The 26,369-nt window shown below is 51.1% G+C and carries 19 protein-coding genes and 2 pseudogenes; 11 read left to right on the top strand and 10 right to left on the bottom strand.

Annotated elements, in window-relative coordinates; genetic code table 11:
* Nucleotides 1-145: 145 nt before the first annotated feature.
* From K3T82_RS21215 to K3T82_RS21225, 3 genes are all read right to left on the bottom strand, one after another.
* Nucleotides 146-430 carry a hypothetical protein gene (locus K3T82_RS21215; RefSeq protein WP_220195546.1) on the bottom strand — a complete coding sequence of 95 codons (285 nt, stop codon included), beginning with the start codon at nt 428-430 and terminating at the stop codon, nt 146-148.
* Between the two features lie 332 nt (nt 431-762).
* Nucleotides 763-1,032: a hypothetical protein gene (locus K3T82_RS21220; protein WP_220195547.1), complete on the bottom strand. Its 270-nt coding sequence runs from the start codon at nt 1,030-1,032 to the stop codon at nt 763-765.
* 248 nt (nt 1,033-1,280) lie between these two features.
* Nucleotides 1,281-3,374 (bottom strand): DUF8189 domain-containing protein, encoded by a 2,094-nt coding sequence (locus K3T82_RS21225; protein WP_236031439.1) that lies wholly within the window; start codon nt 3,372-3,374, stop codon nt 1,281-1,283.
* 358 nt (nt 3,375-3,732) lie between these two features.
* On the opposite strand from K3T82_RS21225, the gene K3T82_RS21230 reads away from it, so the two are divergent.
* Complete coding sequence (locus tag K3T82_RS21230) at nt 3,733-4,644, top strand: metal ABC transporter solute-binding protein, Zn/Mn family (protein ID WP_220195549.1); 912 nt, start codon at nt 3,733-3,735, stop codon at nt 4,642-4,644.
* A 69-nt stretch (nt 4,645-4,713) separates the two neighbouring features.
* Here the strand turns inward: K3T82_RS21230 and K3T82_RS21235 are convergent, their stop codons facing one another.
* Nucleotides 4,714-5,202 (bottom strand): hypothetical protein, encoded by a 489-nt coding sequence (locus K3T82_RS21235; protein WP_220195550.1) that lies wholly within the window; start codon nt 5,200-5,202, stop codon nt 4,714-4,716.
* Nucleotides 5,203-5,634: 432 nt separating this feature from the next.
* On the opposite strand from K3T82_RS21235, the gene K3T82_RS21240 reads away from it, so the two are divergent.
* The 9 genes and pseudogenes from K3T82_RS21240 to K3T82_RS21275 all read left to right on the top strand — a co-directional run bounded on the left by K3T82_RS21240 (nt 5,635) and on the right by K3T82_RS21275 (nt 17,534).
* Entirely contained in the window at nt 5,635-6,246 is a 612-nt protein-coding gene (locus K3T82_RS21240) for an IS607 family transposase (protein WP_220195551.1), read from the top strand.
* A 566-nt stretch (nt 6,247-6,812) separates the two neighbouring features.
* Nucleotides 6,813-8,675, top strand: a complete 1,863-nt coding sequence (locus K3T82_RS21245) for a reverse transcriptase/maturase family protein (protein WP_220195552.1) — start codon at nt 6,813-6,815, stop codon at nt 8,673-8,675.
* Nucleotides 8,672-9,862 (top strand): RNA-guided endonuclease InsQ/TnpB family protein, encoded by a 1,191-nt coding sequence (locus K3T82_RS21250; RefSeq protein WP_268886670.1) that lies wholly within the window; start codon nt 8,672-8,674, stop codon nt 9,860-9,862. Before K3T82_RS21245 ends, K3T82_RS21250 begins: the two co-directional genes overlap by 4 nt.
* 33 nt (nt 9,863-9,895) lie before the next feature.
* The gene (locus K3T82_RS21255) at nt 9,896-11,107 is read left to right on the top strand and encodes a M20/M25/M40 family metallo-hydrolase (protein WP_220195553.1); all 1,212 of its coding nucleotides are present in this window, start codon (nt 9,896-9,898) and stop codon (nt 11,105-11,107) included.
* 118 nt (nt 11,108-11,225) lie between these two features.
* Nucleotides 11,226-12,386, top strand: coding sequence for a galactonate dehydratase (dgoD, locus tag K3T82_RS21260; RefSeq protein WP_220195554.1), 1,161 nt, complete (start codon nt 11,226-11,228; stop codon nt 12,384-12,386).
* A gap of 526 nt (nt 12,387-12,912) precedes the next feature.
* Nucleotides 12,913-14,493, top strand: coding sequence for an MDR family MFS transporter (locus K3T82_RS21265; protein ID WP_220195555.1), 1,581 nt, complete (start codon nt 12,913-12,915; stop codon nt 14,491-14,493).
* 404 nt (nt 14,494-14,897) lie between these two features.
* Nucleotides 14,898-15,506: pseudogene (locus K3T82_RS47800) on the top strand (IS607 family transposase); the annotation flags it as partial.
* Nucleotides 15,507-15,521: 15 nt separating this feature from the next.
* A pseudogene (locus K3T82_RS21270) lies at nt 15,522-16,673 on the top strand (RNA-guided endonuclease InsQ/TnpB family protein); the annotation flags it as partial.
* A gap of 120 nt (nt 16,674-16,793) precedes the next feature.
* Nucleotides 16,794-17,534: an SDR family NAD(P)-dependent oxidoreductase gene (locus K3T82_RS21275; protein ID WP_220195557.1), complete on the top strand. Its 741-nt coding sequence runs from the start codon at nt 16,794-16,796 to the stop codon at nt 17,532-17,534.
* A gap of 163 nt (nt 17,535-17,697) precedes the next feature.
* Here K3T82_RS21275 and K3T82_RS49175 read toward each other — a convergent pair whose 3' ends face one another.
* Entirely contained in the window at nt 17,698-17,832 is a 135-nt protein-coding gene (locus tag K3T82_RS49175; RefSeq protein ID WP_268886671.1) for a hypothetical protein, read from the bottom strand.
* Nucleotides 17,833-17,859: 27 nt separating this feature from the next.
* The gene (locus tag K3T82_RS21280; RefSeq protein ID WP_220195558.1) at nt 17,860-19,434 is read right to left on the bottom strand and encodes a cation:proton antiporter; all 1,575 of its coding nucleotides are present in this window, start codon (nt 19,432-19,434) and stop codon (nt 17,860-17,862) included.
* Between the two features lie 263 nt (nt 19,435-19,697).
* Between K3T82_RS21280 and K3T82_RS21285 the strand changes: the two genes are divergently transcribed.
* A complete protein-coding gene (locus K3T82_RS21285) occupies nt 19,698-20,345 on the top strand; it encodes a DUF7002 family protein (RefSeq protein WP_220195559.1) in 648 nt (215 codons plus the stop codon).
* A 420-nt stretch (nt 20,346-20,765) separates the two neighbouring features.
* Here K3T82_RS21285 and K3T82_RS21290 read toward each other — a convergent pair whose 3' ends face one another.
* From K3T82_RS21290 to K3T82_RS21305, 4 genes are all read right to left on the bottom strand, one after another.
* Nucleotides 20,766-21,896 (bottom strand): RNA-guided endonuclease InsQ/TnpB family protein, encoded by a 1,131-nt coding sequence (locus K3T82_RS21290; RefSeq protein WP_236031441.1) that lies wholly within the window; start codon nt 21,894-21,896, stop codon nt 20,766-20,768.
* A gap of 121 nt (nt 21,897-22,017) precedes the next feature.
* Entirely contained in the window at nt 22,018-22,182 is a 165-nt protein-coding gene (locus K3T82_RS21295) for a hypothetical protein (protein ID WP_220195560.1), read from the bottom strand.
* 205 nt (nt 22,183-22,387) lie between these two features.
* Nucleotides 22,388-24,238: a DEAD/DEAH box helicase gene (locus tag K3T82_RS21300; RefSeq protein WP_220195561.1), complete on the bottom strand. Its 1,851-nt coding sequence runs from the start codon at nt 24,236-24,238 to the stop codon at nt 22,388-22,390.
* 446 nt (nt 24,239-24,684) lie between these two features.
* Complete coding sequence (locus tag K3T82_RS21305) at nt 24,685-26,325, bottom strand: MFS transporter (protein WP_220195562.1); 1,641 nt, start codon at nt 26,323-26,325, stop codon at nt 24,685-24,687.
* Nucleotides 26,326-26,369 lie beyond the last annotated feature (44 nt).

Here is a 26,369-nt window from a genome sequence, read left to right on the forward strand (position 1 = left end):
ACACATGCATCATCGAATAAGTCTTTACGATAATAAAAATATAGAAAGCCACCAGCTCCAAGCATCTGGAACAGATGGCTTTCGTGCCTGTCAGGAGATGCTTCTTTAGCATCTCCTGACCGTACAATATGAAGATTACTTACGCTTAATAGCCAATGTAAGTGTTGCTGAAGCTGTTGCAGTTGAAATCGCTTAGGGTAATGGGGATAGTAGCAACGCCACCGATGTTGGTGTTGTTGCGGAATGAGAAGTTGTTGAGGATCCTGTTTTCGTTACGATAGCCTTTGACGAAACCGCCCTTGCCGCCGTAACCGCCGCCGCCGCCGCCGTAACCACCGATGCCTCCTTCTTCGCCGCCGCGACCGCTGACAAGCTCCAGCTCGGCGTCATTGAGTTCTGCAATTCCTGCGATATTTTCTAGTTCTTTCATCTTATACTCCTTTTGTTTTTTCAACCTGCTTACCGATAGCACATATGTTGTTCAGCCTTTGAATTTAATTTTCCTGCCAACAGACTCTCCAGTCTTTAAATAAAGCGGCTATGAAGAATTCAATTGCTGATTCATTTTACACACGGCTATCTTTTTTTATTATATATATATCACAAAATCATATGTATGATATTAATGCATTTTAAGATACCCAAACCCTTCATAACAAAAAACCACCCGCCCCAATTTTATTGTGGGCGGGTGGTTTTATCCGGCCAGGGAGTGCACTACTGAATTACAACTCAGGCTGGAAAGTGTCTACCTCATCGTAATTAGTAACCGATGTAGGTGTTACCGAAGTCATTGCATGTGAAGTCGCTAACAGTGACAGGGATAGTGGCGAGGCCGCCAATGTTGGTGTTGTTACGGAATGAGAAGTTGTTGATAATTTGATTGTCGTTCCTGTAACCCTGAACCTTTTCAAAGCCACCCTTTCCTTTGCCACCGTAGCCGCCCTCGCCGCCGCCGGTGTAGCCACCGCGACCATTGATCATCTCCAGTTCAGAATCGCTCAGCTCTGTGACAATATCAAGCTCTTTCATTTTATACTTTTCCTTTTTCTTTTTTTCAACCCGATTTGCGATAACTCGCTTAAGAATGAGTAATTGACAATATTCACGTTATTAATTGAATTCTTCATTCTATCAAGATAAAACGCTATTATGTATACAATCGCTCATTCTACTTTAACTTGCGTGCTATCTATTTTTATTGTACATACGATAAGAAACTATATATATGATAATAATAAATGTTGCAGCTATTAGCGTGATCTATGCGATTAGTATTACTAACGCGGCAAGGGCTCCCAGGGGTGCCAGCTCCCATCAAACCAGGTATGCTGAAGCGTATTGTCTGTCGCACGTGCGAAGACCTCAATATAATTTCCACCCCAGGAAATGGCGGACGGAGCAGTTGCGAGCGCTCCCCCAAGCGATTCCCAGGGGTGCCAACTTCCATCATACCAGGCATGTTGTAGAGTATTATCCATGCCACGCGCGAAGATATCCAGGCGACCCACTCCCCAGGTGGTAATAGTGGGGTCAGAGCTGAAGGCACCGCCAAGAGGGAACCATTCATGCCATGTCCCATCATAGCCTTTATACCAGAGAGCATTGTCAGTTCCACGCGCGACCACATCGAGGCGGTTGGCTCCCCAGGAGCAAGCCGCTGGCGCGGTTGTAATCGTTCCTCCCAACAGATCCCAGGGATACCATGTCCCGTCATAAGCGCGATGCCAGAGGGCGTCAGCTGGCCCTCGCACAAAGACATCTAATCGGTTTGGTCCCCAGGAGACCGCCGCTGGATCAGAGACAATTGCTCCATCCAACGCTTGCCAGGGATGCCAGCTTCCATCAAACCATGTGTAATGGAGCGTGTTATCTGCTGCTCTCCCCAGGATATCAAGATGGCCCTCACCCCAGGCGGTAATTGCAGGATCGGATGGTACAGTACCATTCAAAGGCTCCCAGGGATGCCAGCTTCCATCAAAAGTGCGTAGCCAGAGAGCATCATTTGCTCCACGTACCAATAAATAACTATGGCCGGGGCTGGAAACGACGGCTGTAGGGCGTGAGGTCAAGGACATAATGCTCGCCTGGGCGGTCGCGGCCAGATCAGGTGTAGGCTTGGCTTTCGTTGGGGTCGCGGCTGGCTTCTTCTGGCCCTGAGTAGGAGGAGGCGTATGTTGTTGCGCGTTTTGCCAGAGCGCACCCGCGCCCAACAACACAATTCCTAGCGAGACCACACCGGTAGCTCCCAGCATGAGCGTGCGACGATTGATGAGTTTTTGAGGTTGAGGCTGAGGTACATTTGGATAAGACGTTCTGAACTGTGAACCAGAGGTATGCGGGGCCATACGGAACTGATTGCCTGATCCCGATACAGGCGCGCCCATGCGAAATTGCTTTCCAGGTGTTGATGGATTTGTAGGAGCAGAGGGCAAGAATGGAGCTATGTTTGATACAGTCCCGGTGGCATAGAGGCGCTCATCATAAAGGTTGGATGTCTGACGTGAGAGGAGGGAAGGGCTAGACGCACGCTGAGGAGCGCGCTGGCAGGCACTCAAAAGGGCATCCGCGAAGTCCTGGACACGCGCGAAACGTTCCTGTGCTGACTTCGACAGAGCACGCATGACAACCTGCTCAATCTCCACTGATAGCGAAGGAAGTTTCTCGCGCAAAGAAGGTATCGGCGCGTTTACGTGCTTGTAAGCAATCTCCATAGGCGCTCCGGTAAAAGGAAGCGAACCGCAAAGCCACTCATATGTCACGACTGCTAACGCGTACTGATCACTGGCATACGTGGGGTTAGCTCCAATTTGTTCCGGGGCCATATAGGTCGTTGTACCTGCCGCCTTGCCACTATTCTCCTGGCGATCTTCGGTCAATCGCGTCTGTGCCTTCACAGCGATGCCAAAATCACTGAGAAGCACAGTCTCTCCTTGTCCCAACAACATATTGCCCGGCTTGACATCACGATGGATGATATTATGATCGTGTGCGTATTGTAACGCTGACGCGACCTGACGTACATAGGAGGCCACTTCTACTGGCGGGAGAATACAACCAGGGGGATAACGCTGATGAAGCGATCCATGTGGTGCATAGGCCATAACAAGATAAGGGGTCGTTTGCTCGATGCCGAACTCCAGTACTGGGACGATGTGTGGGTGGGCTAGGTGCGCGATAATACGAGCCTCGGTCAAGAACTGCTCCAAAGCATCCCGGTCAAGATGGACCAACAACACTTTGATAGCAGCCTGGGTCTTAAGGTAGATATGCTCTCCCAGGTAGACATCCGCGAAGCCACCACGACCAATAAGCTCTATCAGGCGGTAGTTCCCTAGTGTCGTATCCCCACTCTTTGAAAGATCATCTGTCATCCTCGGCCTGGCCCTCCATACACTCGCTCTCTCTGCCGTAGAGCCATTTATTAATATGCTCATAGCATACTAAATTATGAGGAGATAAGGGAGAAAACAGACAAGAAAGTACTACTGATTGTCTGACATTCATCACTTCCAGTGAAAACTATCACTACTAGAAGTGATAACATTTCATCGGCAGCATACTCACTTTCTTACCAATCCTACTGGCAAACTTCACGCTAACCACTCTTAATTGAGACATTATCTCATTGACAAAAGCCAATAATTACTCTATACTCTCCCTTGTAGAGAGATTAGAGAGATATTGTCTCATTATTTCATAAAAGCAAGGAAACATTATAAGGAAGAATGTATGGCTAAATTGAAGCGAGTTGGGTTGGTATTATTGATCCCCTTATGGCTCCTCTGTTTTCTCGGTGCCTGCGCAAACAATGATAGCACCGCAATAGCAGGCAAAATCAATGTCGTGGCCGCTGAGAATTTCTATGGCGACGTCGCTAAACAGGTGGGGGGAGAGCATGTCAATGTCACAAGCATCCTTTCCGACCCTGAGGTTGATCCCCATGAATATGAGTCGAATGTAGCCAACGGTATGGCTGTTGCTAAAGCGCAGCTTATCATAAAAAACGGTGGGGGCTATGATGAGTGGATGGATAAACTCATAAGCGCTTCTCCAAACGATGATCGCAGTGTGGTCACAGGCTTCGACATCGCGTCGTCGAAGCTACCCGACAACGAGCATATCTGGTATAGTCCTGAGAATATGCGCGCCGTGGCGAAAGCTATCGCGGATGCGCTCAAGAAGCAGGACGCAACCCATGCCTCCGACTACGACAATAACCTGAAGACATTTGACAACTCACTTCAACAAATCACGCAGAAGCTCAACGAAATTAAGGGGAAATATGCAGGCACACCTGTTGGCCTAACCGAGACCATCTACCTCTATCAAACAGGGCCAATGGGGCTAGATGTCAAGACACCCGAAGAATTCCAGAAGGCTGTCGCCGAGGGCAACGATCCTCCCGCCTCATCGGTCGCGACCGCCAATAATCAGGTCACGAAGGGGGAGATCAAGGTGCTTATCTATAACGAGCAGACAGTAACTCCCATTACTACAAAGCTACAGCAGGACGCCCTGGCACACAATATCCCAATTGTGCCAGTCACCGAGACTATGCCAAAGAACAAGACCTATCAAGGCTGGATGCTGGATCAGCTCTCAACCCTGACCCAGGCTCTCAAGACAGCCATGGGCAAATAGAACCATCCATCTTTCCCATCACCGCTGAAGCGCTCCCAATCTGGGGGCGCTTTCTTCTCAATTTGATGCCTAAGCCCGATCTATGGCACGCCGATGTTGTAGGCGCTTCTTCCGTGATTTAATCTCGCCGCGTGAGACACAGATCGGGCACGCGCACCAGGCACATTGACGCACTCCTGGCTGATAGCGCCAGCCAACCACCCTTGAGACAGTCCTGATCTTATGCAGTTCCTTGGCACTAATTGATCGAGGAATAATTATCTCGTACCCTTGTGGGTCCACCTGCTGCATAAGCTGGGAAATAGCTTCAGACACCGTGACATACTGGTGTGGCTGGTTATAGTGCCCAAACCAGACCATCTCGTCATCTGGTACGTGGAAATAGATGCCAATAAAGGTTCGCTGTCCCCAGCGCTTCAGCTCTCGCATCCATTGATGGGAGACGTAGTAACTCTGTAAAACAGGCAGGCAGTAAACGCCCTGCCTGCTCTGATGAATGCCTGAGCGCAGAATACGCTTCACGTTCTTCGCTGGTGTCAGGTGGACGAGAACGGGCATAGGTAATTCTCAACTTTCCTTACATTCTCTCATATCCTAAAACTATAGACAGCTACCACTATTATGGCATCTGTTAAATAGAACCGCCACCCACTCGGGGCGCTTAGACAGCTACCCGGCAATTCAGTTCACCGGGTTGGTAGCGCGCCTCGGCAAGCTGATGAACATCGATCTCAGTAGGGGTAGAAGGACACACAAGCTTTACTCATGCTGGTTTCATACGCTCATCTCTGAGATGGTATACTGCTGAAAACAGATGTATTCTCTCGGAGAAGATATACCAGATCGCGAAAGCAGCCACCCAAAAAGAGAGTCTCCTAATATAACTCATCCACTGAAAACCTGGATACCTTAAGGCGCGCTTCTATCATCAGAGAAAGAGGAGAATGGGAACAATTAAAAATATGTATTTAAATGTGATATAATGTTATCATGAAGAATACATATTCGCCGAAAGAGTTTGGGCAACTCATTGGCAGATCGGTAATTACTCTGCAAACATGGGATCGAAAAGGCATCTTACACGCGTATCGATCTCCTACCAATCGGCGCTACTACACTCATGAACAATACTTACAGTATCGTGGATTGGTAGCAGAAGAGCAGGGATTCACGGTTGTGTACGCAAGAGTCTCAGGCGTTGCTCAAAAGCCTGATCTTGTCACTCAAATCAATGCACTTGCAACCTACTGCAAAGAGCACTCCATCACAGTCGATGAGTGGATGTCTGATATTGGCAGTGGGCTCAACTACAAACGCAAACACTTCAACCGTCTTATGGAGATGGTGGAGCTAGGACAGGTAAGGCGCATTGTCATTGCTCATCGGGATCGGCTAGTACGTTTTGGGTACGACTACTTTGAAGCCTTGTGTGAGCGGCACCATACCGAACTTGTGATCATCAATGGCAACAATCTTTCTTCTGAGCAAGAGCTTGTGCGCGACCTGATCACCATCATGACCGTCTTCTCAGCGAGACTTCATTGGCTTCGATCTTACAAGAAAGCGATACGAGATGCTGCTGTGCACAAAAATCAAGATTGAAGTAAGTAAGCAGGACGCCGCCACGCTTGAGTTCATGCAGGGCAAGTGTCGGGCGCGTGCGCTATGAGAGCGCATCGTAGTATCCCTGGTTCAGCCAGGTAGAACTGAGAAGTAAGTTCTAGGGTTAACAGCTTACCTTAACACTGAAAAGTGCCAGGGGACCGTAGCATGCTGCTAACGCGGTGGATATCCCAAAGCACTGTAGGATATGTCCCGCAAGACCCGTGCGATATGGTAAAAGCTAAACTGCTTGAAGCTCAATCTCCATCGGGGTTCACATTCCCCCACTGGTAGAGTGCTTGAAACCAGTGTCATATGGTGTAAAGGTCTGAATCCTCGACTTTTACAACTTCTTCCATATGAGCGATGGCGAACGACGCCACCTAAAGAGATGAATGAGCTACCTACGTCGCGCTCGGACGTACTACGATGACGAACCATAGGATCATCTAAAGGGGGAGACCCCCATGATGACGGACATCCCATAGTAGTCAGAGGAGGGGAAAGCCCTCTACACGGCAAAGGGGATGAGGTGATGAGATACTCAGCAAAGTGAGGTACTTGAGATGAGGACAGCCGAAACCGTCCTGAGTATCATTCAAGAACGCGGCAAACGAGGACTGCCGTTGGAAGAAGTCTATCGGCAATTGTACAATCCAGACTTGTACCTGCGTGCCTATGCAAAATTGTATGCCAACGATGGAGCAATGACACCAGGAACAACAGCGGAGACCGTGGATGCGATGGCGCTCACCAAGATCAAGAAGATCATCGAAGCACTCCGTGAGGAACGGTATCGATGGACACCAGTAAAGCGAGTTTACATTGCAAAGAAGAATGGCAAACTCCGCCCGCTTGGCCTGCCTTCTTGGTCTGACAAATTGCTGCAAGAGGTGCTCCGGCAAATCTTAGAAGCGTACTATGAACCTCAGTTCAATCAGCATTCACATGGTTTCCGACCTGAACGGGGATGTCACAGCGCATTACGTGAGGTGGCAAATGTCTGGTCAGGCACCAAGTGGTTCCTTGAGGGCGACATATCAGATTGTTTTGGGAGCCTGGACCACGAAATCATGCTCTCCATTCTGGGAGAACGTATTCATGACAATCGGTTCCTACGGTTGATCCAAAACCTTCTCCAAGCTGGCTATTTGGAAGACTGGACCTACCATACCACCTGGAGCGGGAGCCCACAGGGCGGTGTGATCAGTCCGGTCCTCTCAAATATCTATTTGGATAAACTGGATAAGTACATTGAAGAGAGGCTCCTTCCAACCTACACCAAAGGTGAGATCAGACGAAGAAATCCCAGATACACTGCCATCCAGAGGAAAATCGAGAACGCCAAACAAGAGGGTCACATCAGAGAAGTGAAGGTACTGTATCAACAACTCCGACAGGAAGCCTCTAGCGATCCTGATGACCCTTCTTACCGGCGGCTTCGGTACGTTCGTTATGCGGACGACTGGCTGATCGGGTTCATTGGCCCGCAATCGGAACTGGAAGAGATTAAACGTCAAATTGGGGCGTATCTCCAAGAAACGCTCAAACTCCATCTCTCAGAAGAGAAGACGCTTATCACCCATGCAGCTACCGAAGCGGCCCGTTTTCTGGGGTATGAACTGATGAGTCAACATGCGACGGATCAAATTGATGGCAACGGACGGCGGAAGATCAATCGGAACATTGGTCTACGTATCCCGACTGATGTCATTGAAAAGAAAAGCCGCATATACATGAAAGAAGAAAAGCCGACCTATCGAGCAGAACTGCTTTCAGATGATGACTACAGTATCATCAGTCGATACCAGTCAGAATACCGGGGAATAGTTCAATATTATATACTTGCCACCAATATTCGACGGCTCAACAAGCTCCACTGGATTATGCGTATGTCGCTGCTGAAAACACTGGCAAACAAGCATAAAGCCCGCGTAACTGCTATGGTGCGCAAGTATCAAACGCAGACAGAGACTCCATACGGGCAAATGAAATGCTTGGAAGTTAAAGTAGAACGACAGGGAAAGAAACCATTGATAGCACAATTTGGAGGAATACCACTCCGTAGGAGAAAAGCGACACTCCTCAACGATCAGCTACCGATCTACAAGAAATTTGAGCGCAATGAACTGATTAAACGGCTTCTCGCAGATACATGCGAACTATGCGGCTCCAAAGAACAAGTAGAGGTTCATCATATCCGTAAACTGGCTGACCTGAATGTGAAGGGGAGGAAAGAAAAGCCTCGCTGGATACAGATCATGGCAGCAAGAAGAAGAAAAACGCTGATTACCTGTCGTCGATGCCACGAAAATATCCACTACGGAGAACGAAGGCACCGAAACTTGAACATCACTGGCGAGCCGGATGAGTCGAAAGGTTCAAGTCCGGTTCTGAGGGAGACTGAGAGAAAAGGAGCAAGCAATTGAAACCTCGCTCCCAGTCTACCCTACTCTACAACTGGCAGGTGATGAGGCTTCGCAATGGAGAGAAGTGGAACATCTATGAAGCCAAGAAGAGCCTGCAAGTGAGCAAAGTGCATGATCCTGAATTAGTTCATGTCTATGGCAAGTTGCTTCAAGAGGTGTACTTTCGCCTTGATGGGGCCATGAAAGCCTTTTACCGCAGAGTGAAGGCAGGCGAGACGCCTGGGTTCCCAAGAGTACGCCCACGTCATTGTTTTTTTACACTCTGCTATCCTGCTCTCTACATCAAGGTTGAGGACAACAAACTTATTTTACCGACAGGTGGCGGCGGCAAACATGGGGCAAAAGTCTATCCCAATATCGTTGCTCACCTTACAGAAACGCCGCCAACCCACTACAAAGAGGTTGCTATTAGTCGGGATGCCAGAGGCAACTACTATGCATCCTTTGTGGCCGAGCGTGAAGAAGAGCAGCATGAATATGATGGTGTTGTTGCCTTCGACTTGGGAATCAAGACACTGGCAACGGGGATCAATGAGCAAGGCAGGTTGTACCATGTTGGTAGGTACAAAGGGGGGCAATGGTATAACCGCCAATTGGATCGTATTCGCTCCAAGCGAGACAAATGCCAGAAAAAGTCACGTCGCTATCGTCATCTTTCTCAGGTGTACAAACGCGTAAGTGAAAAAAAACGTAACAAGCAGAGGGATAGCCTGCATAAGGCATCCCACCTGATTGCCCACACACTGGTTGAAAGAACTGTGGTGGTCGGAGACCTTTCCCAACGACAGATGGTCATGAAAGAGCATCTTGAGCATAACAAACAACTCAATCGCATGACATTCAATGATTGGGGCTTGCATCTCTTCATTCAAATGCTCACCTACAAATGCAAATTTTACGGGAAAGAGCTTCAATTCGTAGATGAGCGCAATACCTCAAAACAGTGTAGTGGCTGTGGGCATCTGCAGGCTATGCCACTGTGGAAGAGAACATATAATTGCGTGGAATGTGGACTCGTGATGAACCGAGATGACAATAGCGCTCGGAACATTCTGACGAGGTTCCTCGCCCGGCTAGGGCCATACACTCTCTCTGCGGAGTGCGGTGTGCTGCATGAGGATCACAACAGCGTAGAAGTCAAAGAGGCTTCCTGTCCGATGCACATGCAGCAATTAGAACTGTGGTAACACGTTTTACCATGTGTTTTGAAAGGCAGGTACATGAAAGAGCTACAGGAATCGTCTAAAGAGACTGCAATGGTGCGCGATATCGTACTAGACGGCGTAAAATTGACCGAGCAGGCTATGCCGCGCTATCTTGAAGAACTACAGGCGCTCTGTCTACTCGAATCGCCCTCTGACGATCCCGCCGGTCTCAACGCCTCGGCGAAAATGCTGGCAACGCTACTCCAGCGCGTTGATATGCAAACAACTATCGTCGAGCATCCACGTGGCAATGCCGTTGTAGGCACACTTATGGGCGACAATCCACATGCCCCTACCTGTCTCCTGATTGGGCATCATGACACTGTGCATCCCCTTGGTGCGGCCCAGGAGCGCACGCGCCTCGATGGTGAGCGCTTCTACAGTCCTGGTACCGTGGATATGAAGGCTGGTCTGTTGCAGGGAATATATGCCTTGGAGGTGCTCAAGAAACAGGGATACCGCGACTTTAACAAAATCCTCTTTCTCTCTGTGCCTGACGAAGAAATCTCTTCACGCTACCATGTGGGATTGATCAGGCAGATTGCCCAGGAACGCCCCTATGTCTTTGGTCTGGAGGGAGCCAGCAAAGTCGGCACCGTCGTCATTCGGCGCAAGGGATGCGCTCACTATAGGCTTACAGCTGAGGGCGCGGCAGCACACGCGGGAAGCAGCCCCGAGAGGGGACGCAACGCTGTGCTAGAACTGGCACACCAGATTGTGCAGGCTCAGAGTTTTATGCACTGGCGTAAGGGCTTTACTATTAACGCTGGTCCCATTCGTGGCGGCTCCCGTCCCAATGTCGTATCTGACTTTGCCGAGATTGTTTTCGATATTCGCTTTCTCTATCCCCAGGATCGCATTGACGCCATTGAACGCTGGCATGAACTCTTGCAGAACCAGCTTGTCCGAGATGTCAAACTCACTCTGACTCCCGAACCAGATTCAATGGTGCCTATGGTCGCAACCGATGAGAGCCTGGCCCTAGCAGAACATGTGCGCTATATCTCCGAGCAGATTCTTCAGACTAACTATGCTCCGGAGACTCGCGGAGGAGCCTCCGACTGCTGCAATATGGCGGCGGCTGGTTGCCCAAGTATCGATGGTTTAGGCGCGATTGGTGGAGGAGCACACACCTCTAATGAGTATGCGTTGCTTCCTCCCGTACCCGCTCGCGTCGGGCTGATCGCAGGCTTGATTGTCGCCACTACGATAACCACCGCTATCTAGAGGGTCATGGAGTGTGGGTGGATTTGCTGAGGCAAATCCACCCACACTCCATGACCTGCAAGCCACCGCAGATGACGAGAATTCCCAAAGAGCTACTAACAATAGAAAGAAACTAACTATGAAGATCACTGCCTTTGAATGCTTTAAAGTACCACCACGCTGGCTATTTCTCAAGATCACAACTGATGAGGGCATCTGTGGCTGGGGTGAGCCAATCGTCGAGGGGCATGCAGGTGCCGTTGAAGTTGCGGTACAGGAGGCCGCCGAGTACCTGATTGGACAGGATCCAACGCGGATCGAGGATATCTGGCAGACGCTCTACCGCGCCCGCTTCTATCGTGGTGGCCCCGTCTTGATGAGTGCCATTGCTGGCATCGATCAGGCCCTATGGGACATCAAAGGCAAGGCCCACAATCTTCCCATTTATGAGTTTTTTGGTGGGCGCGTTCGCGAGAAGGTGCGTGTCTATTCCTGGGTTGGGGGCGATAGCCCCAATGAGGTTGCTTCTGCCGCGCGCCAGCGCATGGAGAGCGGCTTTACCGCCATCAAGATGAATGCTACCAGTCAGTCACACTATGTCGACTCATTCGACAAGGTCGAGGAGGTGTTGGCGAGAGTTGGGAGTATACGCGAGGCGTTGGGGTCAGCCTTGGGGTCAGCCTTCGGAATCGCTATCGATTTCCATGGGCGCGTGCATAAAAGTATGGCAAAGGTGCTGGCACGTGAGCTAGAGCAATTCCATCCCCTCTTCATCGAGGAACCCGTGCTCCCCGAGAACAATGAGGCTCTGAAAGAGATTGCTCACTATACCACCATTCCCATCGCAACTGGCGAGCGCCTCTATTCGCGCTGGGACTTCAAACAATTGCTTCATGATGGCGTCGTCGATATCATCCAGCCAGATCTCTCACACGCAGGTGGCATCTCAGAATGTCGCAAGATCGCTACGATGGCTGAAGCATACGATGTCTCTGTGGCCTTCCACTGCCCACTGGGACCAATAGCGCTGGCTTCCTGTCTCCAACTCGATGCCTGCACACACAATGTGCTAATTCAGGAACAGAGCTTAAACATCCACTATCATCAGAATGGCGACCTGCTCGACTACCTGCAAGATCCTAACGTCTTCGCCTACCAGGATGGTCATGTCAATGTTCCAAGCGGGCCTGGACTGGGAATTCAAATCAATGAGGAAGCCGTCAGAGAGGCAGCCAAAATTGGTCATAATTGGCGCAATCCCGTGTGGCGCACGACCGATGGTACAATCGCCGAGTGGTAGCATGAGGACGAGAGGTGACCTGGGACAAATTCAATAGTTCAGGTCATCTCTCTATTTCTACTCATTTGCCTCACACCGCCTACGCCTTCATATTTACAACCTCGCGGATCTTCTGCCCGTACGAGCTCACAGCTCAATCTATCTCTCCTTCGCCCTCATCATAATCACCATTTTCTAATACACCTATAGCTCACCCATTTATCTGCCAAATAAAACATCCAAGCAGATATGCACGATTTGCGATTGCCTCCCAAAAGCAGAAAAACGAGGGTCGATTCTGCCCTTCTTCAATGATATACTTCCTATATCATTGGATAGAAAAAGGGATATTATCCCTCTTAACAAAAATATTACAATTAATGGCAAATATTTCATTTTCACTGTGCTTAATTACCAATTTAATTGACAATTTCAAAGATAGCGTGTTATTATTGCCATTAAAATAGTAAGTATATTCCATTTCAATACAAATATTCATTCTCACTATGACTGATATTATGTAATTTGTAGAAGGAAGAAGGGAAGAATGGCTAAAAATACACTCGAAACTCATTCGCATCCAGGGTCCCGTCTGAAGGGCTTTGCGCTGGCTTCTGTTATCGTTGCACTTATGCTCTCGCTCTTTTTGGAGGCACTGGACCAGACCATTGTGGGGACCGCGATGCCACGAATCATCGCAGAACTGCACGGGTTAGATCGCTATACCTGGGTCGTGACCGCCTATGTGCTGGCTTCAATGACCATGATCCCCATCGTGGGCAAACTCTCCGACCAATTTGGGCGTAAATGGTTCCTGCTGGGTGGTACCTCTCTCTTCCTGGTAGGGTCTCTGCTTGCAGGTGCTTCGCAGACGATGAACCAGTTGATTATCTTTCGGGCGCTACAAGGGCTCGGTGCAGGCATCGGAATGGCACTGATCGCGACCGTCCTGGGCGACCTCTTCCCACCAGAGGAGCGAGCCAAGTGGGGAAGCCTCTTTGGCATTGTCTACGGTATCTCCAATCTCTTTGGACCAACCCTCGGCGGCTGGTTAACCGAGCACGGTCCTCTAATCGCAAATTTAGTCGCAGAGCATAGCCGCTGGCGCTGGGTTTTCTACATTAACCTTCCCGTGGGTTTGATCGCGGTCGCAGCATTGCTCTTCTTCCTTCCGAATCAGCTCTCGGTGCGAACAAGCGAGTGGAACGGTTGGGGCTCGGTGCGCCGTGTCGACTTCCTTGGCTCACTCATCTCGGCGGTCGCAACTATCTGTCTAATGCTCGGGCTGACCTGGGGTAGTAGCCGGATGTATGCCTGGAATTCCTTTCAGGTGATGGGGCTGATAGGCATAAGTGTGATCCTCTTTATCCTGTTCACCTTCGTCGAGAAGCGAGCCGAGGAGCCTATCCTACCTTTGAGCCTCTTCCACAATCAGACTTTTAGTATGGTGACGCTGCTCTCGATGTTGCAGATGATGGTGCTCATGGGTCTCTCACTTTACCTGCCGCTCTTTTTGCAGGGCGTACTTGCCGTCTCTCCAACTATGGCGGGTCTGGTAATGACGCCTCTCTCAATTAGCATGGTGTTGGGCGCGATGCTAGCTGGTCCCCTCGTCAGCGCACTCAAACGAGCCCGGATTATCGCGATCATTGGCGCGGCAGTTATGGTCACTGGCTGTTTGCTCATCACGCTGATGACGATTGAGACAAACCTGTTCCTGGCAATAGTCTTTATGATTCTGGCGGGTATCGGTACTGGAACCTTCTTCTTCCTGCCAACGCTGGCTCAGAATGCCCTTCCACAGAGCCAGCTCGGCGTTGGCACTGCCGCGACACGCTACCTGGGCCAGCTCGGCGCGACTCTCGGTATCGCGATTGTTGGTACAGTCGTAAGCGGTTCGATGACCGGAGGCCTGGACCAGCGCCTCCCAACAACTCTAGCAGAGAAACTTCAATTCGCAGGCGCGCTTCAACATGGCTTTATTGCCGTCCTGATCTTCACGGTTATCGCGCTACTAGCAACCTTTTTCCTCAAAGATATACCCATCACTACATCGACAGAGGAGGCCATAAGCGAGGAAGCAAACACCGCGCTTCACCAGGAGCCAGCACAGACTCCAGTAAATTAGTATCATCGCTCCAATGTAATATAAGAGAGGGCATAATCCAGCCCAGATGACATCTGAGCTGGATTATGCCCTCTCTTTTATCTAGCAACCCTACATGTATGATCCCTCCATAAGCGGGCGCAGTGCTTTAGCCTGAGCAGAAAATCCAACTTGATCCATCTACCCTCCACAAGATAGTTACTATCAATAAAACTGAAGCATCTATTCAAATACTTTGTATTGATCAATATTTTAGGCCCTGGTATGCTTGTGGTGTTGGAATGGATAGGCAGGCTTGGGATGGGGCAGGGAAGCTTAGCAGAGCCCGGCAATGCTTCTCTGTTCCTCGCCAGGCTCTGCATAAAGCTATGAAGGAGTGGGTAAACAGTGTTGGCAAATAGAGTGAATAATAGTAAAATGTGTGCATAGAGAATATATATACACCGAAAGAGTTTGGTCAACTCATTGGCAGAACGACCAATACTTTACAGAAATGGGATCGCAAGGGCCTACCCAAAGCCCATCGCTCTCCCACCAATCGACGCTACTACACCCACGATCAATACCTTAAGTATCGTGGGTTGAAAGCAGCAAAGCAAGGGCTAACCATGGTGTATGCACGGGTATCGAGTGCTGCTCAAAAGCCTGATTTGCGCAACCAAGTCAACGCGCTTGAAGCCTATTGTAAGCAGCACTCCATTGCCGTTGATGAGTGGATGTTTGATATTGGCAGTAGACTTAACTACAAACGCAAGCACTTCAATCGCCTCATGGAGATGGTTGCGTTAGGACAAGTCAGACGACTCATCATTGCTCATCGTGATCGATTGGTATGCTTTGGTTTTGAGTATTTTGAAGCGTTTTGTGAGCGGCATCATACACAAATTCTTGTCATCAATGGCGATAGCCTCTCCCCTGAGCAAGATTTGGTACAGGACTTGATCGCCATTGTCACCATTTTTTCGGCAAGACTTCACGGACTACGGTCCTACAAAAAAGTCCTGAAAGACGCGGCGCAACAGAAGGAAGAAGAGCGCATGAATCGTTCGCACGTCATTCGCCTGAACCCAACACCAGAACAAGAGGTCTACTTCCGCAAGGCATGCGGGGTCGCCCGTCATGCCTACAATTGGGCCTTAGACCACTGGAAACAAGCTCGTTCAGAGGGTAAACGGGTCAAAATGCGCGAACTGAAAGCGGAATACAACCGCGTCAAGCATGAGCAGTTTCCCTGGTGTGCGGATGTGACAAAATGTGCGCCAGAACAAGAGTTTCGTCATCTTGGGCAAGCCTTTGACAACTATTGGCGTATGAAAAAGGATGGGACCCAACCCAAGCTCAAGCACCCTCGCAAGGATGGAGAAGAGGCGGGTTTCCCGCATTTCAAGAACAAGAAGCGGGATCGTTTGAGCTTTTATCTCAACAACGACAAGTTTTCAGTCGAGGGCAACTGGATACGCATACCCAAGTTGGGGAAGGTCAATATGACTGAGCAGTTGCGTTTTTCAGGCAAGACTCTCAGTGCAGTCGTCTCCGAGCGGGCGGGTTGGTGGTTTGTTTCCATTGCTGTGGAAGTGGAACACCAAGCACCTACCCATCAGGGCGATGCTGTGGGCATAGATTTGGGCATCAAGACGCTTGTAACCTTGAGTGATGGAGAAGTGTTCGAGAACCAAAAACACTATCGTCAGAACTTGGGGCGCATCAAGGGCTTGAGCAAAGGACTAGCCCGCAAAAAAGAAGGCAGTCAGAACTGGTGGAAGAACAAGAAGAAGTTGGCAAAGGCACATTATCGCGTGGCAAACCAACGTTCTGACAAGCTCCACAAGATGACAACGCGTATTGCCCTCACCTATGCCCTGATCGGGCTAGAAGACTTGAATGCCAAGGGCATGCTTGCCAATTCTTGCTTAGCACAAGCTGTAAACGATGCGAGTTTCTTTGAAGTCAAGCGGCAATTGCTCTACAAGGCAGAGCAGCATGGGGGCTATGTACAACTGGTGAGTCGCTGGTATCCCTCGTCAAAAACCTGCTCTAGCTGTGGCTACGTCAAACCTGAGCTTTTGCTGAGTGAGCGAGTGTTTATCTGTGAGGATTGTGGCTATGTTTCCGACAGAGACTACAACGCCTCACTGAACATCAGAAATGAAGCCTCTCGTTTGAGAACGAGCGTGCCGGTCGTGGCTTCATCGGCACGATAATTCGCTTGTGGAGTGGAAGGCTCTGGCTTTCTCTGCGGAGAAGGTGAAACTTTCTGCAATGAAGCAGGTACGAGAATTGGGAAACACGTTTTCCTACATTTTAGAAAGCAGCTAGAATATATGGACCTCAAAAGAAAAGTCGCCCTCGTTACAGGTGGTGGAACTGGCATTGGTCGAGCTACGTCAATCGCGCTGGCAGAGCGGGGCGCGATAATCGCTGTCAACTACTCACGCTCACAGAGCGACGCCGATGAAACGGTACGTCAGATTAGCGCCTCTGGTGGACAGGCCATCGCCATCCAGGCTAATGTCGCTCACGATCAGGAAGTACGCGAGATGGTAAAGGCTATTCAGCAACGTTTCGGCACCATCGACCTGCTCGTCAATAATGCCAGCATCACGCGCCATATCCCACTTAACGACCTAGAGTCCGCGACCGAAGAGATATGGGATGAACTTTACGCTGTGAACGTCAAAGGCATGTTCTTCTGCGCTCGCGCCGTCGCTCCCTTGATGAAGGGTAGTGGACAGGGAGCCATTGTCAATGTTGGCAGTATCGCCGGGCTCATAGGTTCTGGCTCATCCCTTCCATATGCCGTCTCCAAAGCAGCCATCCACGGCTTAACAAAATCCCTTGCACGTGCCCTGGCACCAGAAATTCGTGTCAGCAGCGTTGCTCCCGGAGCCGTCGCGACCCGCTGGTGGGCAGGTCAAGAGGAAAAGATGCGACAAGTAAGCCATGGCACCTTGTTAGGAAACATCGCTACGCCCGAGGACATCGCGCATCTTATCTGCGCGACACTAGAGCAGGAAGCCATGACGGGCCAGATCATCACTATAGACAGTGGTCAGACGCTCTAATTACGCTCCCGCGCCAATCTTCACCACATCAGGTTCCAGGATTGCCAACCATTCTCCAATCGTAGATTTCCTAGAAGTGTGAGCGATCCTGGAAACGCTAATGAGCAAGGAAGGAAGACATCTCCAGATGGAGGCGCCTTCCCTGCTCATGGATAGCATAGTTTTATAACGTGAGTGGTTCATCGACAGAATGAATGCTCCCCTGCGGTTCGGTCGGGAGTCCGGCAATTTGCCATGCCTCCCATCCTCCCTGCAAAGCGCGTGCATTCGGCCAACCGGCTCGCTGTAAGTCTCGCACCGCACGGGTGCTTGTCTCTTCGTTTGGTCAAGCACAGTAGGCAATAAGCCAGGCAGAGCGAGGCAAATTTAATTTTCGTGCCTGATACTCAACATTGTCAGGGTCAAGGCGAATAGAACCCCTGGCTTGTGCCTCGTCGCGATAGTAATCACGCGCTTTGCGCACATCCAGCAAGAGTACCTGCGCGCCGCTATGTATCAGGCTTTGTGTATCAGCCAATGTGATACGCAAAGGAGCAGGTTGTTGCTCTACAGGCACTCTAGTCTTCTCTTTTTCGATATGCGAAGCCTTTGGAACCTGTAAGGGCGTTACCTCTTTTTCCTCCTCCGGTGCTTCATCATACACAATTTCTTCAGAGGAGACTTCCGGCGACAAATCTTCAATGACCGTATCCCGGCTCCGGCGTCGGGCGTCACGGCCCTTTAGCACCAACGGCGTGCCACCATGGGCAATTACCGAGAATAGCACAACCACAGTGCAGACGGTAAACAGGTAATCGCTGCCAGCGACTCCACTAAAGACCGGCAGAAGAATGAGCAGAAGTGAACTCAAGCCTCGCGGTCCAAACCAGGCTATTAAACGACGCTCCTGCCAATTGAGGCGCGTTCGAATGAGAGAGAGCAGAAACGCAACTGGCCGTACCAATAAAGAACAGATCGCAAAGAGAAGTAAAGGCCAGCTCAGAATTGTTATCCCACTCCAGATGAGAGAGGAACCAAAGAGCACGAATGTAAAGAGAAGCATCAATTCTGATGTGGTTTCACCATATTCTAGGAAGCAGTCACACAGTTCCACATCCAGAACTGAAATGGTGAGGCCGGCAACAAACGCAGCCAGGAAACCACTACCATGGACAGCCTCTGCAGCAGCATAAGCTGTAAAGGCAATACCCAATGAGAACAGTGATTCATAATCGCGACGGATACCGAAACGCTGCCGAATCAGCGCCATCGCGGATACTCCACACACTCCGACGATCATCCCCGCTCCTGGCCCCAACACACACAAATCAAGAGCCAGACGACCCCAATCGCCAGCGCTCAAGCCCCCACCTTTTGACAGAAACTCCATCGCAACCAACACGATAGGCAACAGGACAGCATCATTTAGCCCACTTTCAAGGCGTAATACCTGGTGCACTGGTGCTGGAATATCATCACGACGGAGCAGACCACGCAATAGCACAGGGTCAGTCGAAGCCAGAGCCGCCCCAAGCAATATGGCGGCTGGCGGTGGGACACGAAGTATCCACCACGCCAGCAAGGCAATGAACCCGGCAGAGAGCAGAGTCCCCGGTCCCAGTACGAGCAATGCCAGGGTACCAGATCGACGTACAGCCTGTAGGTCCAGCGAAATCGCATCCGTAAAGAGTACCAGAGCCAGGCTCAGGGTTGCCACAATACGCAAAATAGACGAGTCCAGTGTTATATGCAGTAGTCCCATACCCGCTGGCCCCAACATCGCGCCAATGAGAAGAAAAACGGCCACCTGTGGAATGCCACTACGCTCTATCACACCTGAAATTAAGGCCGCGATAATAATGACAATCCCAACCAGTGCTAGCACTGCGATGAAGGCCTCGCTACTAAATTCACTTACCATAAACAACACCTCACAATCAGTTAATACTCTCATGATACGACATAGGAACGTCGATACAGCAGGAGGCTTAAAGAAGCAGGTATTTTCATTATGTAATGAGCAAGGTAACAGAGCAGTAATAGATAGCAGGGTATAGTCGTTACAGGAGTATGTGAGCTGAGAAACACTCAAGGGGATGCAATTGATGCGATATTCGTGGTATGGTGCAACAATAATGAGCGAAAAGCTAGCCTTTTTGAGCTCGGCATGTTAGTATGCACATTATGAAACAGCTTATCCATGCCTATCATATGGCTGAGGCCATCAACTGGCCCACAATTCAGCGAGACGGCTTGCACAGCGCCAGCGCACTGTTAGATATCGCTGGCATCAGCGGATGGGAGCGGGAACGTTTAGAGAAACGCCAGCGCTTGACGCACACCGAGCTTCCAAATGGCGTACAAATTCGAGACCAGAGGCCGATGCCTCCTGCCGCCCTGGAAAAATGCTTAATCGGTCTCACCCCGAACGAATGGTACGCACTCATTAATACTCGCATCTTCTTCTGGCTCGACCCAGAACGACTCAACAGACACCGAGCAGCCTGTAAAGCCCGCCCACAGGTAGTTCTGACAGTGGATGCAAACAGGCTAATCTCTGCCTATGCCGAGCGAATCAGTCTGACCCCAATTAATACCGGTAATGCGCGCCGCCTTCCAGCCAAGCGGGGCGCGGCAACCTTCGTCCCCTATGCGTCATGGGAAGCTTCCTCCTGGGCCAGCGAAGCCGCCAGCCTCGGCACTCCACTCCGATCTCGCTCCCATGCGCCTGTCGAACTCACCATAACGAGCTCTATCCCCAATATCATGCAATTCGTACTCGACATCCAGGAGCTCGCCCCCAACCAACCCTTCATTTTACCAAGCAGCTAGCCCGACACCTCAGCCCTCTCATTCATTTTAAAGATGGAAAGTGCTTTTCAAGTTCCATGATGACCTGTTGCCAGCGCTGACGAATACGAGCTCGCTCTTGAACATTGGGTAGCCATTCTTGATGAAAACTAATTACTGTATTCGCGCCACTTGAAATAGTACGGATTTGAATGATAGAGGGCCTCGCCCAACCTTGAGGCCTCCAACTCAAACGCAGATTAACCAGTGGATTAATGACACGAATGACCCCTTGAGTACCATCGGGCGTCGTATAGGTTGACCGTTCTCCGAAACTTACCCATATATGGACAAGCCATACACAGTGTTCGATTCCTGCTTCAATGCAGAGAGCAAGCGTTTCGCTTGTCTTACATCTGCTCCACAGGCGTCACTTCCCGCAGAACTTGCGGTACGCTCTTTTCATTGTGCCAATGCTGCGAGATTGTTGGCGGCATTGTCATCTCGATCCTGCACGTTTCCACACTCCAGGCAGACAAAGACTCGATCCGAAAGGGTGAGCGCCTCATTGACCCAGCCACAACACGAACAGGTTTTTGAGGAGGGTTCCCAGCGCGAGGCCAGCAGCACCTTCACCCCTGCCTGCTCGGCTTTGTAGAGGATCTGCCGCTTGAACTCGTACATGCCCACATCGGCGATCGCTCGAGCCAACCTGCGGTTCTTGAGCATGCCTGCAATGTTCAAATCCTCGAGGACGATCACACGCGGCCTCTCTTGATCGGGCTTGGTTCTCGCCACAATCTGAGCGGTCGCTTGGTGCAAGGCATCTTGGCGCACGTTGGCGATCCGGGTATGCATTCGTGAGAGGCGTTGCCTGGCTTTCTGGCGATTGCGTGATCCTTTGGCCTTGCGGCTATGACGTCGTGAAGCTCGCTTGAGTGCCGTGATCTTCTTGCGCAACGCCTTGGGGTTCTCGAAGGTGCGTCCATCAGAGAGGGTCGCCAGCCACTTGATCCCCAGGTCAACGCCAATGACGTCACCTGTGGCTGCTTGGGGTGCTTCCTTTTCCTCATGCACACAGATGGAAACAAACCATCTGCCTGCTTGCTCATGGATGGTGGCACTGCTGATCTTGCTGTTCAGAGGGAAATAGCCATGCTCTTTGAGCCGGAGCATTCCCAAACGGGGCAACTGGATGGCATCAGGAAACACCCGAATGCTCCCGGTGAAGCGGGCGCCACCGATGGCTTTCTTCCGGCTTTTGAAGCGTGGGTAGCCACATTTCCCTTTCCACATCCCCTCTTTCTTGAGCCGACATTTGCGGAAGAAGTGTTTGAAGGCCTGGTCCAGATCGCGGAGTCCTTCCTGAAAGGCGCACTTGCTGACCTCGTACGTCCATGGGAGAGAGGGTTTGAGGGCATTGATCTCGCGATGCAGATCGATGGCGCTGGGTGATTTCGCTCCTACCTTGTAGGCCTCTTGTTTGCGGCGAAGACCAAAGTTGTACGCCCAGCGAGCGGCCCCGGCATGTTTGCGGCAGAGTGTCTTTTGTCGATTATTGAGATCAAGTTCTCCCCGATACCCACGGACCATCGGTTGCTCTTCCTCCTCGGTGCTCAGAGTAGAACAAAGATACCAGAAAACCACGGCTTTGGCAAGAGTGGGAGATACATGTCCCTATTTGTCACTTCCTGTCTAGAGAATAGAAAACTAACTATAGCCCTTCTGTCAATGAGAAAACTTCACCTAACCAGATCCTTTGTCCCTCCTCCGAGATAAGGAAGTTCCATGCCTGCTCGACCGAAATGGCAAATGTTCTCCGCACGCCAATTTGAAAGCCCACGCTTTTCGTTTGCCCGATCACGTGTTGTTGAGTCATCTATTTCTCCCGTTCATCTAATAAAGCAGACTGGATATTTACACAGGCTAACTCACTATTTCTGTCCATTGTCTCACCTAAAGAGGGCAGGGTTATTCCTCTTTGAATTCGATGTGAGAACAAAAGCAAAAGCCTCTCACAACCAGCGTGCTACAAGTAACGACGCTGGTTGTGAGAGGCCGAATATTATAAGGATCGAATAATGTTAGCGACTAACGGAACGCTTGGGAGCGGTCTTGCGTGGGCCACGACCAGCGGCGAATGTGCCGGGCTTACTCCGTGTGGCTGACTGGCGCTTCTCTGCCGCCTCAAAGGGCTGCGCTTTGCGTCGAGTTGGAACCATGTCAGGCATGAATTCATGCCCAGCATCTCTCCTACTATCCCGACGCTTCTCAAAGTGTGGGCGCTCGGACTGGCTTTCCTGACGCTTCTCGAAGCGCGGGAGCTCAGCCTTACTTTCACGACGTTTCTCAAAGCGGGGGCGCTCGGATTTGCTCTCCCTGCCCCTCTCTACATAGGGACGTTCGGGCAGGGGATAGCCCTCGACCTGCCACGCGGCAGCCTGCCGTGCCGCCGCTCTACGTCCCTTGCCTATGTAAGGAGCCTCATCCAGGCTCACAGTTTCCACCCGCGATTCCGCATCTCTTCTCCCGCCTCGGCGCTTGCCAGTGGAAGGGGAGAAGGTCTCAGCTTGCCATGTGGCGATCTCTTGCTGCATACGCTCGCGGCGCTGTTGCCTGTTTGCGGTTGGAGTTGGGCGATCTTCGCGAACAGGTGGAACGAAATCGTCTCGTTCTTGGCGAGAGGAAGCAAAACCCTCACGCTCCCGAGCGAAAGGCCTGCGTCCACCACGTGCGGGGCGTCTCGGCTCGCTGTGCTGTTCGCGCTCAGGCTCAGTAGGAACGACAGGCTTCTCAATCACTCTCGGCGTAGTGGCATCGTCGCTAATGGCGAGGCGCTGGAGGGCGACAACCTGACCCAGATTGCGCGCCATGCGTCGCCACTTGGGCATATCCGAGGAACTCAGCAGGGTAATAGCCTTACCCTGGCGACCCATGCGACCAGTACGCCCAATGCGGTGTGTGAATAGTTCGCTCGACTCTGGCAGTTCGTAGTTGATAACCTGGTGAATACCCTTGATATCCAGTCCACGCGCGGCCACATCGGTCGCCAGCAGAGTTTGAACATGTCCACGGCGGAACGCCATCAGGACATCTTCGCGAGCACGCTGGCTCTTGTTGCCATGCAGGGTTCCTACCATATATCCAAGCTTACTCAATTGCTTGCCTAGCTTCTCGACACCGTACTTTGTGCGCCCAAAAATCAGGCTACTTTCGCCTTCGGTGGACTGAAGCAGGGTGCACAGAGCAGCCATCTTCTGATCTTGTGAGACTTGGTAGGCAATCTGCTCAATCGTGCTCTCCGCACCTTTGGCAGGCTTAATGGTGACTCTGACGGGCTCCTTGAGGAACTTTTTCTCGATCTTGGCGACCCATTCAGGCATGGTCGCAGAGAAGAGAGCCATCTGACGTGTGTCGGGAGTATCGGCCAGGATACCCTCAATCACTGGCCCGAAGCCGCTATCGAGCATCTGGTCGGCCTCGTCGAGCACACACATGCGCAACTCGTCCAGCATCAGAGTTCCCTGCTCAAGATGGTCTTGTACACGACCAGGGGTGCCAACGACGATCTGCGCGCCGAAGCGGAGCGCGGAGATCTGACTGCCATAGGGGCGTCCACCCACTAGCAGAGCTGTTGTAAGGCGACGACTGCTCGCGAAACGGCTCAAAACATTGTTAACCTGCACCGCCAGTTCGCGTGTTGGCACAAGTACGAGGGCCTGTACGACGCGTCTGTTCTTCGCCAGACGCTCTATTATAGGAAGGCTATAGGCAAGGGTCTTACCCGACCCGGTCGCGGACTGTCCTACGAGGTCCTTACCTGCCAACAGGGCGGGAATAGACTCAGCTTGAATAGGGGTAGGTTCGCTAATTTCCATACTTGCCAGCACTGCACGCGTGGAGGATTGAAGGGGGATATCATTAAAAGAAGGCATGAAAAGTCCTTTCGGCCAATGTGCCCCTGAAATGAGCACGGTAATTCACCTGGAGGCACAATGCCAGCAGGGTATACCAGGAGCAGGCCGTTGGGATTACGGGAGCAATGCTGCTTGCTGATATCAGATACGAACGTGTGTGCAGGAAGAGTTAATTCTATAGAGGATTGCTCAGAGCTCTTTAGCGTCTTTACTGGGGAACAGGAAATGCTAGCGATCTGTTCCATGCCTTGCAAACCGTCATAACGCCTTGCATTGTAACTGTTCCAGCATGAATAGTCAAGTTAGGTAGAGAATAGTCAGGGATATTTAATAGTATTCGGCCTACGAAGTGAGCTTCTTGAGTAAGGTAATACATGAGAAATGATTGATCATTTCTCATGTATTACCTTACTCATCATTAAGGGTCTCAACTACAAAGAAAACCGCTGTCAATCAGGCAGAGCTTACAATGCCTTCTCAGTCTCCGCACCTACTTCCTCATTTGCCACTGAGCCTGGCTCAGTTGGGCGTTTCCCTTCGACCAGCAACCATGCACTAAAGGCGCTGACAAGGGCTAATCCCGCGCAGACTAACATGATCAAGCGGAAGCTACTCACAAAGGATTCATCTATAGCTTGCTTGAGCGCAGCCTGCGTTCCAGCGCTCACATTGTCTGGTATGGTAATGCCCGCTAGCTTAACTCGCTGAGAATCGATGGCTTGCTGGACTGTGGGAGTGAGATGCAGGGAAGCAAGGTGACTGTCGAGGCTGCTATTGAAAATGGAGAGTGCTACAATACCCAGGACCGCGATAGCGAGCAAGCCAGCCGTACGAGAGACAGCATTGTTGATGCCAGAGGCGATACCGGAATGCCTCGCCTCGACCGATCCCATGACTGCCGTGGTCAAAGGGGCGACAGTAATTGTCATACCCACGCCTAGCAGAATGACAGCTGGTAAGAAGGTATACCAAAAGCTACCCACTCCGGCGGTGATCCCCTGGATCGAAAAGAGTACAAAGCCCAGCGCCACGATAGTTGGTCCCACTATTAAAGGAAGCTTCGCACCATAGCGGTTCACCAATCCACCAGCCCAGCGCGAGAAGAGGAAGAGCAGCAAAATGAAGGGAACCATCGCCAGGCTTGCGAAGACGGGCGGATAGCCCTGAACTTGAATGAGATTGAAGGGCAGAAAGAAGGAGAATGCTCCCAGCGCACCATACAATAGGAAAGTCAGTATATTCGTTCCGCTCAATGTAGGCGAGCGGAAGAGGTTCAACGGGACCATTGGTGAGGTACTGCGCGCTTCCACAAGCAAAAATCCACAGAGAGCCAGCACACCTATCGTCAGCGAAGCTAGCACCACCGGATTCCCCAGGCTGGTACCACCAGCCTCAATCAACCCATAGACAAGCGCACCCAGGCCAACAACCACCAGCAGCGTTCCCCACCAATCGAGCTTCTTTGAGGCCGACTCATCGCGGCTCTCCGGCACACGCCAGAAGAGGACAATAAGCACAATCACAGCCAGAGGTATATTGACGAAGAAGACCCAGCGCCAGGAGGTATACTGGACGAACACTCCACCAAGCACGGGCCCGACGACCGAGGTAATAGCCGTAAAGCCGGACCATGTTCCGATGGCGCGTCCACGCTGCTCATCGCTAAATGATGCGCTGATAATCGCCAGGCTTCCCGGCACCAGAAGCGCGGCTCCAATCCCCTGAATGGCACGCGCGAGAATGAGTTGTAGAACGTTCGGTGCGAAACCACACCAGAGAGATGCGAGAATAAAGATCGTGACGCCAATGGCAAAGACACGCCTGCGCCCAAAACGGTCACCTAGCGAGCCGCCAACCAGGATCAAGGCGGAGAGAAAGAGCGAATACGCCTCAACAATCCACTGGACATCGGTCGCAGTTGCATTCAATTCCTTCTGAATGACTGGCAGGGCAACATTAATAACTGAACCATCGATAAAGGCCATACTTGACCCCAGGATGGTTGCGACAAGCACCCATATTCCCACGTTGCGAGTACACGTTCCAGTTTGTGGCGCTGCACGCATGACACCTTCATCGCATGGCGCCTTCATAAACGTTGACATGTCATTCCTCTTCATTGGCCTCAAGGTCTATAAAATCCTTCTCT

The organism is Ktedonospora formicarum, assembly GCF_016587355.1.
Taxonomy (GTDB): domain Bacteria; phylum Chloroflexota; class Ktedonobacteria; order Ktedonobacterales; family Ktedonobacteraceae; genus Ktedonobacter; species Ktedonobacter formicarum.

Coding starts and splice junctions, on each gene's coding strand:
- K3T82_RS21215 (WP_220195546.1), bottom strand. CDS start 430: ATGAAAGAACTAGAAAATATCGCAGGAATTGCAGAACTCAATGACGCC.
- K3T82_RS21275 (WP_220195557.1), top strand. CDS start 16,794: ATGGACCTCAAAAGAAAAGTCGCCCTCGTTACAGGTGGTGGAACTGGC.
- K3T82_RS21285 (WP_220195559.1), top strand. CDS start 19,698: ATGAAACAGCTTATCCATGCCTATCATATGGCTGAGGCCATCAACTGG.
- K3T82_RS21245 (WP_220195552.1), top strand. CDS start 6,813: ATGAGGACAGCCGAAACCGTCCTGAGTATCATTCAAGAACGCGGCAAA.
- K3T82_RS21220 (WP_220195547.1), bottom strand. CDS start 1,032: ATGAAAGAGCTTGATATTGTCACAGAGCTGAGCGATTCTGAACTGGAG.
- K3T82_RS21225 (WP_236031439.1), bottom strand. CDS start 3,374: ATGACAGATGATCTTTCAAAGAGTGGGGATACGACACTAGGGAACTAC.
- K3T82_RS21265 (WP_220195555.1), top strand. CDS start 12,913: ATGGCTAAAAATACACTCGAAACTCATTCGCATCCAGGGTCCCGTCTG.
- dgoD (WP_220195554.1), top strand. CDS start 11,226: ATGAAGATCACTGCCTTTGAATGCTTTAAAGTACCACCACGCTGGCTA.
- K3T82_RS21230 (WP_220195549.1), top strand. CDS start 3,733: ATGGCTAAATTGAAGCGAGTTGGGTTGGTATTATTGATCCCCTTATGG.
- K3T82_RS21295 (WP_220195560.1), bottom strand. CDS start 22,182: ATGACTCAACAACACGTGATCGGGCAAACGAAAAGCGTGGGCTTTCAA.
- K3T82_RS21305 (WP_220195562.1), bottom strand. CDS start 26,325: ATGTCAACGTTTATGAAGGCGCCATGCGATGAAGGTGTCATGCGTGCA.
- K3T82_RS21280 (WP_220195558.1), bottom strand. CDS start 19,434: ATGGTAAGTGAATTTAGTAGCGAGGCCTTCATCGCAGTGCTAGCACTG.
- K3T82_RS21300 (WP_220195561.1), bottom strand. CDS start 24,238: ATGCCTTCTTTTAATGATATCCCCCTTCAATCCTCCACGCGTGCAGTG.
- K3T82_RS21290 (WP_236031441.1), bottom strand. CDS start 21,896: ATGGTCCGTGGGTATCGGGGAGAACTTGATCTCAATAATCGACAAAAG.
- K3T82_RS21255 (WP_220195553.1), top strand. CDS start 9,896: ATGAAAGAGCTACAGGAATCGTCTAAAGAGACTGCAATGGTGCGCGAT.
- K3T82_RS21235 (WP_220195550.1), bottom strand. CDS start 5,202: ATGCCCGTTCTCGTCCACCTGACACCAGCGAAGAACGTGAAGCGTATT.
- K3T82_RS21240 (WP_220195551.1), top strand. CDS start 5,635: ATGAAGAATACATATTCGCCGAAAGAGTTTGGGCAACTCATTGGCAGA.